The organism is Streptomyces spongiae (assembly GCF_009377185.1).
Lineage (GTDB): Bacteria > Actinomycetota > Actinomycetes > Streptomycetales > Streptomycetaceae > Streptomyces > Streptomyces spongiae.
The window spans coordinates 1-14,301 of sequence record NZ_VJZC01000226.1 but is presented as its reverse complement, the minus strand read 5'-3'; the positions used below and the strand labels follow the sequence as shown (position 1 = coordinate 14,301).

Annotated in this window: 12 protein-coding genes and 2 pseudogenes; 3 read left to right on the top strand and 11 right to left on the bottom strand. The window is 71.4% G+C overall.

Features of this window, described 5'->3' with window-relative positions; genetic code table 11:
• Positions 1-83: 83 nt before the first annotated feature.
• The 3 genes from FNH08_RS26705 to FNH08_RS26695 are packed head-to-tail and all read right to left on the bottom strand — an operon-like array spanning position 84 to position 2,602.
• On the bottom strand, positions 84-1,070 hold the full coding sequence (locus tag FNH08_RS26705) for a 5-oxoprolinase subunit C family protein (RefSeq protein WP_152774077.1): 987 nt from the start codon (positions 1,068-1,070) through the stop codon (positions 84-86).
• Positions 1,063-1,818, bottom strand: coding sequence for a 5-oxoprolinase subunit B family protein (locus tag FNH08_RS26700; RefSeq protein WP_228034369.1), 756 nt, complete (start codon positions 1,816-1,818; stop codon positions 1,063-1,065). The genes FNH08_RS26705 and FNH08_RS26700 overlap by 8 nt, the downstream gene beginning before the upstream one ends.
• Position 1,819: 1 nt before the next feature.
• Positions 1,820-2,602: a LamB/YcsF family protein gene (locus FNH08_RS26695; RefSeq protein ID WP_152774076.1), complete on the bottom strand. Its 783-nt coding sequence runs from the start codon at positions 2,600-2,602 to the stop codon at positions 1,820-1,822.
• A 323-nt stretch (positions 2,603-2,925) separates the two neighbouring features.
• On the opposite strand from FNH08_RS26695, the gene nac reads away from it, so the two are divergent.
• Complete coding sequence (gene nac, locus FNH08_RS26690; RefSeq protein ID WP_152774075.1) at positions 2,926-3,843, top strand: nitrogen assimilation transcriptional regulator NAC; 918 nt, start codon at positions 2,926-2,928, stop codon at positions 3,841-3,843.
• A 79-nt stretch (positions 3,844-3,922) separates the two neighbouring features.
• Here the strand turns inward: nac and FNH08_RS26685 are convergent, their stop codons facing one another.
• Positions 3,923-4,528 carry a GOLPH3/VPS74 family protein gene (locus FNH08_RS26685; protein WP_152774074.1) on the bottom strand — a complete coding sequence of 202 codons (606 nt, stop codon included), beginning with the start codon at positions 4,526-4,528 and terminating at the stop codon, positions 3,923-3,925.
• A gap of 93 nt (positions 4,529-4,621) precedes the next feature.
• Positions 4,622-5,737, bottom strand: coding sequence for a metallophosphoesterase (locus FNH08_RS26680; RefSeq protein WP_322725445.1), 1,116 nt, complete (start codon positions 5,735-5,737; stop codon positions 4,622-4,624).
• A gap of 330 nt (positions 5,738-6,067) precedes the next feature.
• On the opposite strand from FNH08_RS26680, the gene FNH08_RS26675 reads away from it, so the two are divergent.
• Positions 6,068-7,237, top strand: coding sequence for a hypothetical protein (locus tag FNH08_RS26675; RefSeq protein WP_152774073.1), 1,170 nt, complete (start codon positions 6,068-6,070; stop codon positions 7,235-7,237).
• Positions 7,238-7,265: 28 nt separating this feature from the next.
• On the opposite strand, the gene FNH08_RS26670 is transcribed toward FNH08_RS26675, so the two are convergent.
• Positions 7,266-9,497 (bottom strand): alpha-L-fucosidase, encoded by a 2,232-nt coding sequence (locus FNH08_RS26670; protein ID WP_152774072.1) that lies wholly within the window; start codon positions 9,495-9,497, stop codon positions 7,266-7,268.
• 127 nt (positions 9,498-9,624) lie between these two features.
• On the opposite strand from FNH08_RS26670, the gene FNH08_RS26665 reads away from it, so the two are divergent.
• Positions 9,625-10,314: a FadR/GntR family transcriptional regulator gene (locus FNH08_RS26665; RefSeq protein ID WP_152774071.1), complete on the top strand. Its 690-nt coding sequence runs from the start codon at positions 9,625-9,627 to the stop codon at positions 10,312-10,314.
• Between the two features lie 23 nt (positions 10,315-10,337).
• On the opposite strand, the gene FNH08_RS26660 is transcribed toward FNH08_RS26665, so the two are convergent.
• From FNH08_RS26660 to FNH08_RS53220, 5 genes and pseudogenes are all read right to left on the bottom strand, one after another.
• A complete protein-coding gene (locus tag FNH08_RS26660) occupies positions 10,338-11,024 on the bottom strand; it encodes a TetR/AcrR family transcriptional regulator (protein ID WP_322725442.1) in 687 nt (228 codons plus the stop codon).
• Positions 11,025-11,155: 131 nt separating this feature from the next.
• Positions 11,156-11,616, bottom strand: a pseudogene (locus FNH08_RS26655) ((2Fe-2S)-binding protein).
• Between the two features lie 78 nt (positions 11,617-11,694).
• Positions 11,695-12,174: a molybdopterin cofactor-binding domain-containing protein gene (locus FNH08_RS54085; RefSeq protein ID WP_407704454.1), complete on the bottom strand. Its 480-nt coding sequence runs from the start codon at positions 12,172-12,174 to the stop codon at positions 11,695-11,697.
• Positions 12,175-12,513: 339 nt separating this feature from the next.
• Positions 12,514-13,815, bottom strand: a pseudogene (locus FNH08_RS54080) (molybdopterin cofactor-binding domain-containing protein); the annotation flags it as partial.
• A gap of 142 nt (positions 13,816-13,957) precedes the next feature.
• A complete protein-coding gene (locus FNH08_RS53220; RefSeq protein ID WP_265579802.1) occupies positions 13,958-14,080 on the bottom strand; it encodes a hypothetical protein in 123 nt (40 codons plus the stop codon).
• Positions 14,081-14,301: the final 221 nt, after the last annotated feature.

Genomic DNA, 14,301 nt, shown 5'->3' with positions numbered 1-14,301 from the left:
GGGCCGGGCGAGGGGGCGACCTGCTGCGGGTGCGACCTGCCGCGGGCGCGGCCGGAGCGGGGCGACCGTGGCGGGGACGCTGGTCAGGTGCCGGCGGGAACGGGAATGCGGAGAGCGTCGAAGGCCGTACGGACGCGGGTTCTGAGGGCGTCCACGGCGCCTCGTTGCGCGCGGTGGGCGGTGATCGCCTGGTCGAGGGTGCGGTGGCGGAAGCGGATGCTCTGCCCTGGGCGGACGTGCCCCAGTGCGGACAGGCCGGTGGCGGTGACGACGGCGAGGACGGGGTAGCCGGCGGTGACGCCCCGGCCCCGGTGCAGCACGAGGAGTTCGTCCCCGGCCGGTACTTCGACGGCGCCGATGGGTACGCCGCGGGACAGTACCTCGCCCTGGGTGACTCGGCGGGGTACGTCGCCTCGCAGCCGCAGTCCGATGTGGTTGCTCTGCGGGCTGACGGTGAAGGGTGCCTCGAACAGGCGCCGCCCCGTGTCGCCGAAGTCGGCCCGGTCGGGGCCGTCGGTGACGTCGATGGTCCAGCTGGTGGGGAACCTGGGGACGGGTGCGTTCAGGCGGAACAGCGGGATGCGTGAGAAGGGGTGGTCGAGGGACGGGCAGGCCGTACGCAGGGCGAGTTCGTCGCCGTCGCGCAGGGCGGGCCCGAATCCCAGGATCGTGTCGGGAGCACAGCTTCCCTGAAGGTAGTCGGCCTCGAACGAGCCGAGTACGGCCAGGTAGACGCGCAGTCCCCGCCGGATGCCGGTGACGCGGAGGGTCGCGCCGGCGGGTACGGGGACCGGCTCCCACTGCGGGCGGGTCGCTCCGTCGACGGTCAGGTCGGCGGGGGCGCCGGTCACGGCGACGAGGATGTCGCTGGACGGGGTGCACGCGAAGTCGAGGGCCGTGATCTCCAGCAGGGGGGCGTGTTCGTCGTTGCCGCACAGGACGTTGGCCACGCGTGCCGAGTGCTGGTCGACGGCTCCGTTGGCGGGCAGGCCGTAGCGGGAGCGGCCGACGCGGCCGAGGTCCTGCACGGTGGTGATGCCCGCGGTCCGGACGGTGAGGGTGTCAGCCATGGCAGGCCGCCAGCGGGGCGTCGGCGTGGTCGTCCCACTGGTCGGGCGTGATGGGGACGAAGCGGAAGGTGTCGCCGGGCCGGTAGACGGTGATCGGGTCGCTGTGCAGGTCGAGGACGCGCAGGGGGGTGCGTCCCAGGAGCGGCCAGCCGCCGGGCGAGGGCATCGGGCAGATGACCGCCTGCCGGCCGGCGACGGCGACCGCTCCGGGTTCGACGCGGGTGCGGGGCGACGCCAGCCGCGGCACCGGCCCGGGGAAGGCGGGCCCGTCCATCATCGGCGCGCCCGCGGGCGCGCCGAGGCAGCGCACGGTGAGATCGGATCCCGAGTGGATGGCGACGACCTCGCTCTCGGTCAGGCCGAGCTGCGTGGCGACGTCGGGCAGATCGGGCCCGTGCTCACCGCCGTAGACGACGGGGACGACGAAGCGCCGGGGCGGTGTCGTCCGCGCGGAGTCCAGCGCGGAGCGCGTTCCGATGCGGGTGGCCTCGTGGCGCAGGACGCCCCGGACGGTGTCGTGGTCGGTGCGGGCGCAGTCGAACTCCACGAGCAGGGTGTCGTAGGTGGGCACGACACCGTGGACACCCGTGAGCCGTACGGCGTCCAGGGCGTCGGCCAGGGCGTGGACGAACCGCCAGGCGTCCTCGGCGTCCAGGCCCGCGACCTTGGCGGCCAGGGCGGAGTCACCGCAGTCGGCGATCGTGACGTGGCCGTCCAGCACATGGACTTTCATGATGTCGCTGTCCATGTCAGACGCCCGCGGGGCTGAGTACGTCGTCGAGCGGGGCGAACCTGACCCCGGCGGCGAGGAGCTGTTCGCGGACCCGGCCGGCCAGCGCGATCGCTCCGGGGGTGTCGCCGTGCAGCAGCACGGTGTCGCAGGCGACGGGGATGTCCTTGCCGTCGACGCTGCGCAGGACGCCCTCGGTGACCATCCGCAGGGTCCGGCGGGCGATCTCCTCCGGGTCGTGGATCACCGCCCCGGGCTCGGAGCGGGGTACGAGGGTCCCGTCGTCGCGGTACGCGCGGTCGGCGATGCCGACGATGCCCACCCGTAGCCCGCGGGTACGGGCGGCGTCGGCGAGTTCGCCGTCCTGCGCGAGGACGATCAGCGACTCGTCCAGGGCGGCGACCGCGTCCACGACGGCACGGGCGTAGTCGGCGCGTACGGCGACCAGGTTGCCCAGGCGTCCGTGCGGGGCCACGTGCCGCACCCGGGTGCCGTGCGCGACGGCGAATGCCTGGAGGGCGCCGATCTGGTACAGCACGTCGGTGCGGACCTCCTCGGGCGTGAGGTCCATCGCGCGCCGGCCGAACCCGACCAGATCGGGAAAGCTCGGGTGGGCGCCCACGGCCACCCCCTTCTCCACGCACGTGCGGACGGTGGCGTCCATGATGCGCGGATCACCGGCGTGGAACCCGCAGGCCACGTTGGCCGATGTCAGCATCTCCAGGAGAGCTTCGTCGTCGCCCATCCTGTAGGCGCCGAATCCCTCGCCGAGATCGGCGACGAGATCAACCGTGCGGGTCATGACGTCCTCCGGGAGAATGTGAGGAAGGAGATGCCATCACGTCGGCGTGATATCCCGTAATGAGTCCGCGTTTCTCTGACACAGGACGGGGATCACGAGCAGGTGGAATACCGGAAAAGCGATCCGCTCGAATACGCCGGGCGGCTGCGGGGGCTGAATGTTCAGATCAACGTAATCCTCAACTTCCATGACCGCCAATACGCGTTCGGTTTGGCGTTATCGCGAACGGCTATGACCCGCCACCGCACCAGGTCCGCCGGGACCCTGTGTTCGCAGGTGGCCGCTCCCTACGATGGGGCTCCGCTCCCCTTGGAAGGCCCCGCATGGACACCAGGCGCCTGTACTCGTTCATCAAGATCATCGACGCGGGGAGCATCACGCGCGCTGCCGACATCCTGCACATCGCGCAGCCGGCGCTCAGCCAGCAACTGTCCGCGCTGGAGGCCCAGTTCGGGCAGCAGCTGGTGATCCGCAGCAAGCGCGGGGTCGCCCCGACCGACGCGGGCCGGGCGCTGTACCGGCACGCTCAGCTGATCCTGAGGCAGATGGACCTCGCGCAGGCCGCCGTGGCGGTCTCCGGCCGGGCGCCCGCCGGAGGCGTGTCGGTGGGTCTCGCGCCGTACAGCCTGGGCGCGGCCCTCGCACTGCCCCTGCTCAAGAGCGTGCGCGAGCGCTACCCCGACATCCTGCTGCACATCAACGAGAACTTCGGCGGTGTGATCAGCGAGGCGATCATGACCGGCCGGATGGACATGGCGTTCATCTACGGGGCCGGCCCGCTGCGGGGTGTGCAGTTCGAGCCGCTGCGGACGGAGGACCTGTTCCTGATCGGCGCTCCCGGCGGAGCGGCCCCGCCGGGAGAGGGCGATGTGAGCCTGGAGGAACTCAAGGACGTACCCCTGCTGCTCCCCAGCCGCATCCACACGATCCGGCAGGTCGTCGATGCCGCGCTCCAGCAGGCGTCGCTCCGGCCGAACGTGGTGGGCGAGGTCGAGTCCGCGCTGACGCTCGTCAACGCCGTGGCCGCCGACCTCGGCGCGACCGTCCTGCCCTGGTCGGCCGCGCGCGCCATCCTCGACGTCCGCTCACTGTCCGTGCGCCGGATCGTGAATCCCGTGATCCAGGTGAAGCTTTCCCTGGTGACGTCGGACAACCAGCCTCTTTCGGAACCCGCGTTGGCGGTGCACGATCTGTTCCTCGAACACATCACCGCCTTTGACGGCTCTCCCGATGAGGAATGAGGCCCGGAAGCGGCGTCAAGCCGAAATTCTTCTCGTTCCCGGATACCACTTCACGGGATATCAGTTCACGGATATCTGTTCACGGCCCCCGCCAGACATTGTCGAAGGCCGCCTGTTCGATGCTGCGCCGTTGCCGTACCGCTTCCAGTTCCATCAGCGCGTCGTTGACGGCGGCCAGTACGGTCACCACCTCGTCGTCGACGAGCTCCGCCAGGTCCTCGGCCGGCTCGGGCCCGATCCCCACGGCGGCCGCGAGGACGGCGAGGACGGGTTCGCCCGAGGACCGTCGCTCCGCCGCGTGGCGGCGGGCAGGTGAGTCGGCCAGTGCCGTGCGGTCGGTCCGCAGGGGGAGCCAGCGGTTGTGCTGCCGGGTGAGGTCTCCCGCCGCCTCCAGATCGGCGAGGTAGGTCGCGTGCAGGCCCCTCCCCCGGCGCCACAGCCAGTCCTCGACCGACTCGTAGGGCGCCTCCCGGTTGAGGGACGACGCCGCCGCGTCCAGCAGCCGGTCGTCCAGGGCGGGCAGGAGGCCGGGCACGATGCGGTCCCCTTCCAGAGTGAGGCCCTCCGTGTCGAGGAGGTCGCAGAGTTCGGCCCCCGCGAGGGCCAGCGAGAGGTCACCCTGCTCGACGGGCCGGTCCGGTGCGACCTCCATGGTGGTGATCAGCAGGTCCCGCGGTGTGGTCATGTCGACTCCAGGTCCAAGGCGTGGGGACAGCGGTTCGAGCGGCTGTTCCGGTCCCTCTCTCCATCACACACTCTCCATCACACACTGGAGAGGTCACGCGGACGACCGCAGCACGAGAAGACTGATCTCGCTCGGCGCGAAGATCCGGAACGGCGGCCCCCAGTAACCCGTGCCGCGGCTGGTGTAGAGCCGGGTCCGGCTGCCGTGGTGGCTGAGGCCCTGCACCACGGGCTGGTCGAGGCGTACCAGGTAGTGGAACGGCCAGATCTGCCCGCCGTGGGTGTGGCCCGAGATCTGGAGGTCGATCCCGGCGGTCACGGCCTGGGCCACCTGCTTGGGCTGGTGGGCGACCAGGAGCACCGGCAGATCGGGGTCGGCGCCCGCGAGGGCCTCCTCGACGTCGGGGCGGTGCCCGGCCAGACCGGAGGAGCCGGCGGTGCGGTCGTCCACGCCCGCGAGGACGAGCCGGTCGCCGCCGCGTTCGACGACGAGGTGGCGGTTGTGCAGCGACTCCCAGCCGAGCCCGCTCATGTGGTCGAGCCAGCCCTGGGCCTCCCCGAGGTACTCGTGGTTGCCGGTGACGTAGACCCTGGCCAGGCCGGGCCGGATCGTTCCGAGCGGGGCGGCCTGTTCCCGGCGCGCGGCGATCGTGCCGTCGGCTATGTCGCCCGCGTGGCAGACGATGTCGGGGTTCAGGGCGTTCACGGCGTCCGCGACCCGCGCCGACCAGCGGGACCGGTCGATGGGACCGTAGTGGGTGTCGGTCAGGACGACCACACGGGTCCCGTCCAGCCCCGCGCCCAGGCGGGGCAGGGCGACCTCGACCTGCCGGACGCGGGGAACCCGCATGGCCTCGGCGTAGCCCCACGCCAGGAGCACCGCGGCGACCACCGCCACCGCGACGGCCATACCCCTGGCCGGGCCCCGGCCGTCGGCCCCGAAGACGGCCAGGACGAGCCGCAGCACACCGCCGACGGCCGACCAGGCGAACAGCACCCAGATCACGCCCAGGAGGGTGTCGCCGGTACGCGCCGCCCAGTCCAGCTGCCGGTGGCCGTGGCCGAGGACCATCGTCGCCGGGAACGCGAGCAGCGCGGCCCCGAACAGGACACTTCCGCTCAGCACGACCGAGGACGGCCAGTGGGTGCCGGACGCCAGCAGCACCCACCACGGCAGGCCGAACAGCAACGCCAGCGCGGTGACGACCACGAGCCCACCGACCCACCGGCGCCGGTTCGCGGAGGGCTCCCTCGTGGAGCTGTCTCTCGCGGCGGGTTCCGCGGGCGCGGGCTCGCCGGGCCCCGGTGCCTCGGCCCTCGTCTCGTCGGCCTTCGTCTCCTCGACCTTTGTCTCCGCGGCCTTCGTCGACTGATCGTCCAGCACGGCCTGTGCTCCACATCCGCTCGCGACATCACACGATGAACCGCTCCATCCTCGCACCGCCGTCCCCGGGGCCGTCAGGTGATTCCGCTCTGGGCGTCATCCGGTGATCAGCGCCGGATGTACGCTCGGGCGACCGCGGGTGGGAGGGGGCGCACGGTGGAGGATCTTCTGGTGTGGCGGGCCGGAGACGGGCCGCTCGCGGACTGGCTGGAGCGGGTGCTGGAGCTGCTCGCCGGTCCCCAGCCCGAGGGCTACTTGGTACGCGGGGACGTCCACTGGCCGGATCAGCCCTACGGACGCAACCTCCACCACGGTCTCGACGTGCCCGGCCTGGCCGAGGCGCTCACCGCCGAGGGCGTCGACGCTCTGTGCGCGATCACTCACCGCGGCCACACGCCCGACACCGGCAGGGTGTCGATCGAGCCGCTGGTGTGGCGGGCACCCGGTCCACAGACCGGTACGATCCCGGTCGCCGAGGCCGTGCCCCTGGGCACACCGGCCGGGCGGGTCCGACTGTCGGCGGAGGTCCGCTCCCTCGCCGACCTGGGCACCTGGCTGGGTCGGCTGTCCCCGCTGCTGCCGACCGCCCTGCCCGACCCCGAGTGGTCGGCGGCGCCGCTGCGCGTTCCGCTCGCGGCCGCGTACCTCCATCGGCGCGACGATGTCATGGTGTGCGTCGACACCCTGGAGTCCCGGGAGGGGATCGGCAACCCCACCCGGCAGGTCCTGCTGCGGTGCGACATCGCGCGGCTGTCCGACGATGTGCGACTGCTCGGGGAGCGCGCCGTCGTGGAGACCCGGCACATGGAGACCGTCGACGACATGGCGTCCTGGCTGAACCGGCTCGCCGAGACCTGGCGGAGCCCGCCGTTGCCGAAGCCCGGCAGGTGGGCGGGGGCCACGGCGCTGCCGCCCATGAGCCGTGGCCAGGTGTGGTCCGTCGAGGACGGAGCACCGCACCTCCTGGTGGAGCGGAAGGGGCCGCGCAGCGTGTTCGTGCACGGCCCGGCGGCCGAGCTCGCCCGCTGGGCCGCCCCCTTGCTGGAACCCTTCGTGCACGAGGACGTTCCGGCCTCCTCGCGTCGCCATCTGGCCCGCTGGCTGCGACGCGTCGAGCACACCCTCTTCCAGGGGCCGGCCATCTGGAGCGTCACAGGCGTCGACGAGCCCCTGGACTCGGCGGACCTGGCGGCCTGGCTGCACGCCCACTCCCCCGACAGCCGGATGGGAGTGGGGAACATCGCCGACGGCACCGCCGAGCTCCTCGGTGCCCGTACCTCCCGGGGCGGCCTGACCGTCACCGGCCGCCACCACGCCACCCCGTAGGGACGAGGCCGCTCCCGGGACCGGTCGCTCAGACCTCGGTGAACGTCCACAGCAGGTTGGTGCTGTTGCCCCAGGTCCACTGCTTGGCGACGGAGCCGGAGGAGACGTTGCCCCCGCCGTCCAGGGCGAGGCCCGTGGTGCGGTTGGTGAGGGAGTACCGGCCGTCGCCGCGGTGGGTGATCAGCCATTGCTGGTCGGTGGTGCCGTTCCACTGCTGTTGCCGGACCGTGGCGCCGTTGTCGGTGGCGCCCCCTCCGTCGGCGACCATGCCGCCCGCGCGGTTCTCCAGCTTGTAGTGGCCGTTGCCGAGGTCGACCGCGTGCCACTGCAGGTCGGCGTGACCGTTCCAGGTCCCCTGCTTCAGGTCGGAGCCGGCTGGGACGTCGCCGCCACTGTCCAGGGAGAGGCCGTTGGTGACGTTGGTGACCTTGAAGTAGGCGGTCGGGTGGAACGCCACCCTCAGCGAGCGGATCCTGTTGTCGGCACCGGTGCCGCGCAGGTCGGACCTGTCCGCGGTGAACGTCCACGAGGTGCCGGTGAAGTCGTCGCCGGAGTGGCCGAGGATGCGGTACCCCGGGGCGAGCCTCAGTGAGGAGAGGGTACGTGGCGGCATTCCGGCGAGGGTGAGTTGTTCGCTGGTGTAGCTGCCGAGGGCGAGTACCGCGCTGTCGCCGGAGTAGTGGGCGTCCTTGAAGACCAGGGCCCCGGTGAGAGGCCGCAGGGTGGGGATCCGGCCCGAGAAGCGGAGCTTCAGGACGTACGCCGGGGCCTCGAACGGTGCCGTCGACGGCAGGGTCACCTTCAGCCCGCTCGCGTCCTGGGCCGGCGTGGCGAGGTCGATGTACGTACCGGCCGTGGAGTCGAGCAGTTTCACCGAGGACAGCGCGTCCAGGTCGATCCGGTCGGAGCTGAGCGTCCTGAGCGTCAGCGAACTGCCGGGCCAGCCGAGGACCGTGGCGTACAGGACGGTGCCCGCCTTGTTCCGGGTGAACCGTATGTCCTGCGCGGTGCCCGCCGTGGGTCTGGTGAAGGAGCCGCCGCCCATCTTCGTGGGCCCCTCGCCGTACGCGGTCCAGGCCCTGGTGCTGTAGACCGACTCGCCGAACCGCTTCAGGTAGTCGCCGATGCCGAGCAGCAGGTCGCGCTGGCCCCGCGGGATGGTGCCGTCGGCCTGCGGGGCGATGTTGAGCAGCATGTTGCCGTTCTTGCTGACGCGGTCGATCAGCGAGTGCAGCATCTGCGGGAGCGTGTAGTAGCCGATGCCCTCGGTGTAGCACCAGCTGGAGTTGGAGATGCTGTCGTCGGTCAGCCAGTAGGGCGCGGTGAGGTCGGCCGGGCCGCCCCGCTCGTAGTCGAAGACCTCACCGTGGCCCTTGAACCCGTCCTTGTAGGTGGCGACGACTTCCTTGCCCCACTTGTTCGCCTGGTTGTAGTAGTACGCCAGGAAGTTGAGCCGCTGTGTCTCGTCGACGTGGTCAAGTCTCCAGTCCTGCCAGAGGATGTCCGGCTTCGCCCGGTCGACGACCTCCTTGAGCTTGTCGAACCAGAGCTGGTTCTCCTCGTCCGCGCCCAGCTGTCCGTAGAGCTTCTTCAGGCTCGGGTCCGACTGCGCGGGCGCGTACTCGTAGTAGCCGGTGTAGTTGTACGCGTGGTGCATGGCCACCAGCAGTTTCATGTTCCTGGCGCGGATGGCGTCGGTGAACAGCCGCAGCAGGTTCAGGCGCGGGCCCTTGTCCACGGAGTTCCACTCGTTGACCTGGCTGTCCCACATGGAGTAGCCGTCGTGGTGCTCGGCGACCGGCCCGGCGAACCGCGCGCCGGCGTCGGCGAACAGCTGGGCCCACTCGTCGGGGTCGAAGGCGCCGCCCGCCGACCTGAGCTTCGGCGCGAACTCCTGGTGGTCGCCCGCCAGATCGTCCGCCCCGTTGACGAAGTTGTGGAACGGCCAGGCGGCCGGGTCGCCGTACGTGGCGATGTGGTGCTTGTTCGCCTTGCTGTCCGGCACGTACATGTTGCGCGGGTACCACTCGCTGTCGTACGCGGGCACGCTGAACACGCCCCAGTGGAAGTAGATGCCGAACTTGGCGTCCCGGAACCACTCGGGGGCCGCCGGGTGCCGGTTCACCGATTCCCACGTGGGGGTGTAGGTGCGCGGGGCCGCCAGGGCACTGCCCGCGGCCCACACGTCGGTTGCGGCCGCGGCCGCCACGACGGCCGTTGCACCGGCCAGTAGCCTTCGCCTGCTGATCGATTGCGACATACGCACGAACGTCATGCATGCGACCTACTACTGTCAACAGGTGTGCAGGGATGGATGCGCTTGTCGCGGAAGGCGATATGACCGATTTGTTGCCTAACTAGCCTATTCATGCAAGGGAAGACATCACATGTCTCTGACGGACAAGGCCATCGATCAGATCCGTGCGCTGATCCGCTCGGGCGCGTTGCCACCGGGCTCCAAGCTGCCCCCGGAACCGGATCTGGCCGCCCAGTTGGGGCTGTCGCGCAACCTGGCGCGGGAGGCGGTCAAGGCGCTGGCGGTCGCCCGGGTGCTGGAGGTCAGACGGGGTGACGGCACCTATGTGACCAGCCTGCAGCCGAGCCTGCTGCTGGAGGGCCTCGGCGGTGCGGTGGACCTGCTGCAGAGCGACTCGGCCGCCCTGCTGGACCTGATGGAGGTCAGGCGGCTGCTCGAACCCGTCGCCACCGCTCTGGCCGCCACCCGGATCTCCGACGAGGGCCTGGCCGAGGTGAAGCTGCACCTGGACGCCATGCGGGAGGCCCGCGACGACGTCGAGCGGCTCAACGCGCACGACGCGGCGTTCCACCGCGCCGTCGTCGCCGCCACGGGAAACGAATCGCTGGTCACCCTCCTGGAGGGCATCTCGGGCAGGACACTCCGGGCCCGCGTCTGGCGTGGCCTGGTCGACTCCCGGGCCGCGGGGCGCACCCTCGCGGAGCACGAGGCGATCTTCACGGCGCTGGCCGGCCGCGACGCCTCACTCAGCCAGGCCGCCGCACTACTGCACGTCAACAGCACCGAACAGTGGCTGCGGGACCACCTGAACTCCATGTGAGCGAACCGCTCGGCGCCATCGCCTCAGGAGTCGCTCGCCGGGTCCGTGGCGAGCAGCCCGTTGACCACGAGCGTCGCCAGCAACTCCGCCGTGGCCGTGAGCTGTTCCGGTGAGGTGGCCTCACGCCGGCCGAGGCGCTGAGCCAGAGGCACCTCGACCATGCCGGAAACAGGGCCGATGATGGCGAAGAACACCACGTCCATCGGGAGGGGTGCCATGCGTCCGGACGTCACCAGCCGGTCGATGCCGGCCTCCACGGTCCGCAGGGTCGGTTCGACGTAACGCTCGAACACGTAGTCCAACCGCTCGGTGTCCCGGGAGAACTCGTCGACGAAGATCCGTCCGAGCTGCGGCCTGATCACCGAGGTCCGGTAGAAGCCGGTGATCCACTGCTTCAGCTGCTCGGCGTCGTCGAGCGAGGTGTCCACCTGCGGCATACGCTCCAGTTGCGCCCCCATGGCGGAGTCCACCACCGCACGCCAGAACGCCGCCTTGGAGCCGTACCGGTCGTTGATGAAGTTGTGGCTGACGCCGAGGCGGCGGGCCAGCTCGCGCGCGGAGGCCCGGTCGTAGCCCAGCTCCGCGAAGGCATCCAGCCCTCGCAGCATGATGCTCTCCTCGTCGGGCACCGCGGGAGTGCCCGCACCGGGGCGCCCCGGCCGCCGAGCGGACTCTGCTCGCGCCCCCGCCTTCGCCTCGTTCGCTCCCACCCTTGCCTCCATCACTGCTCACTCGTGCCCGCGTGGCGGCGCGGACGGCTCCCCGTGACCATCCTAGGGACCCGCGAAGAGCTTACCTGACAGCTGTCAGACCCAAGATCGCCGGCGCGCTCGCGCACAACCTACGTGTCCCCGGCCGCCGCTGCCTTCTTGATCGCTTCGCGGATCCGGGAGTACGTGCCGCAGCGGCACACGTTCTCGATGCGGTCGATGTCGGCGTCGGTCGGGTGGGCCGTCCTCTTCAGCAGGGCCGCCGCGGCCATGATCTGGCCCGGCTGGCAGAAGCCGCACTGCGCGACGTCGCGGTCGATCCAGGCCTGTTGCACGGGGTGCAGCTCGTCGCTGTCGGCCAGGCCCTCGATCGTGGTGACCTCGCGGTTCGCGCAGTCCGCGACCGGAACGACACAGGGCTGTATCTCCCCGCCGTCGAGGTGACTCGTACAGGCACGGCATACGCCCACACCGCAGCCGTACTTGGGTCCGGTGACGTTCAGCATGTCCCGCAGGACCCACAGCAGGGGCATGTCGGACGGGCCTCGACGGTTACCGGTTTCCCGTTGAGGACGAAGGAGTAGGACGGCATGGGCACCTTCTCGGAGGACTGGTCGGACGTCACGGGTCGGATTGCTCGGGTCGCACGTCTCGGGTCGCACGTCTCGGGTCAGAAGTCGAGGGGAAAGCGGCGGGGCTTGGAGCCGGTCGCGCGGGCGTAGGCGTTGGCGACGGCACCGGCGGCGGCGGGGACGCCGAGTTCGCCCGCACCGCCCGGCTCTCCCCCGGAGGGCATGATGTGTGCCTCGAACCGCAGGGGGGCGTGCCGCTGGCGGGCGTAGTGGAAGTCGGCGTAGCTGCTCTCGCGGACGGCACCCCGGTCGATGTGGAGGCCGGCCTGGAGGACGGTGGAGATGCCGTCGACCGCGGTGCCCATGAGCTGGGCCTCAAGGCCGCGCGGATTGACGGCGGTTCCGACGTCGGCCGCCATCACCACCTTGGTCACCCGGGGGTTCTTCCGGTCGGTGGTGTCGATCTCGACCAGGCAGGCGACACACGAGCCGTACTCCTCGTGGACGGCGACGCCCTGGGCGTGGCCGTCCGGCATGCTCCTGCCCCAGTCGCCGGCGGCCGCGACCTTGTCGAGCACGGCTTTGACGGCCTTGTTCCGGAGCGTGGTACGCCGGAAGGCGACCGGGTCCTTGCCCAGGGCCCTGGCCACCTCGTCGACGACGATCTCCTCGGCGGTTCGCGTCGTCCCCGAGTCCACCGACCGCCAGGCGCCCAGCGGTATCGCCAGTTCGACCGAACCGTAATCCCCCGAGACACGGCCGAAGTTGTACAGGCCGCTGTCACTGGGCAGGGGGCCGGCGGCTCGTGCGGCGGCCGGGGTCACCCCGCCCCGGGCGGAGACCGGGGCGGGCCCCTGGGCGGACCCCTGAGCCGACAGGCCCTGCCCCTCGTACGACTCGCTCACCGAGGCCATCGTGTGGGTGAACGCCACCACCCTGCCCCGTGCGTGGCTGGCCCGGATCCGGTGGTGGCTGGCCGGGCGCATCCGGCCGTGCCGGATGTCGTCGGCACGGCTCCACATCAGCTTGACCGGCCGGCGTGCCGCCTTCGAGATGAGGGCGGCCTCGATCGCCGCGTCGTGGTTGAGCCGCCGGCCGAACGAGCCGCCGCCCCGCATGACGTGGACCTTCACCTTCGACGCGCGCAGCCCGACCGCCGAGGCGATGCTGTCCCGCGCGTCCATCGGCGTCTGGGAGGAGAACCAGATCTCGGCACGGTCCGCGCGGACGTCCGCCACCGCGGTCAGCACCTCCATCGGAGCGTGGCTGACGAAGGCGAACTCGAACTCGCCCTCCGTCTGCGCCGATCCGCGCGGCGGGTTGCCGAGCCGGGGGACCGCGGCGCGCAGCCGCGACCGGATCGCGGCGTCGGAGAGCGACACGAGCGGGCCCGGCGCCCACGTGATCCTCAGGGCGTCCCTCGCCTTGAAGGCGTGGTGGAAGGACTCGGCTACGACGGCGACCCCACTCGCGACCTTGACGACGGCGTGGACGCCCGGCATCGCACGCGCGGCCCGGGAGTCGACCGAGACGAGTTTCCCGCCGAGCGTCGGCGGCCGTGCCACCACCGTCGGCTTCGCTCCGGCCACCGCCAGGTCTCCGGCGTACTTGGCCTTCCCGGTGACGATGTCCCGGGCGTCGATCCGGGTCGTCGGCTTCCCGATGACCCGGTGCCGGGACGGCGGCTTGGGCTTCGTCGACACGGCCGGCCGCTGGATCCGGGCGGCGCTCGCGGTCAGTGACCCGAAGGTGGCCGTACGGCCGTCCGGGGCGATCACTCGCGTGTCCCTCGTGCGCAGGGTCCGTGCGGGGAGGTTCCAGCGCCTGGCCGCCGCGGTCACCAGCTTGGCGCGTGCCGTGGCGGCCAGCTCGCGCGCGGGACCGTAGAGCGAACTGACCGAGTTCGAACCGCCGGTGTACTGGTTGCCCTTGGCGCGGGCGTCGGCGAGGGGGATGTCCACGTCGACGAGCCGGGCGTCCAGCTCCTCGGCGATCATCATGGCGACCGCGGTGGTGACGCCCTGGCCGACCTCGACGCGCGGCAGCCGTACGACGACCCTGTTGGCCAGGGTGACCTCGAGGACCAGCATCTCCTCGTCGGTCCCCCTCACCAGGAAGCCGGGCGGTCTCCGTCCGGGCTCGGCGCCTGCCGCGGACGACGAGTCGCAGGCGAGGGGGGCCGCGACGGTCAGGGTGGACGCGGCGAGCGAGTAGACCATGAACCTGCGGCGGGACAACTGACGGGCCACAGACGCTCCTCTCCCAGTTCCCGAATCGGTTCTGCGGACGTGTCGACTGGTATTTCGACTGGTATGAGGGCTCAGCTCTCCCCGGGGTTGCGTACGGGACCCGCCGGGCCGCTCAACGGACCAGTCCCGCGGGCTTGGTGGCCTTGCCGAGCAGCCACTCCAGGGAGCCGCGCCGGAAGAAGCGGGACCAGAGCGTCGCGAGCACGGTCACGGCCACGATGAAGCCGAGCAGCACGTGCGGCGGGGAGCCGGTCGCTGACCACCGCCACGGCCGGTTTCCCCGCTGCTCCGCACGCCGCCGTTCGGCCTCGCCACGTGTCCGCGTCCCCCGCCCCCGCCGCCCTCGGCGGTGCCTCGCGGACGTCCGGTCCCCGCGCCACTCGCCCCGCGCGCCCGCTCCTCCTGCCGGCACCGTCCGCGCGGGCGCCGCCGGCCATGCATCGAGCCCTCATGCAC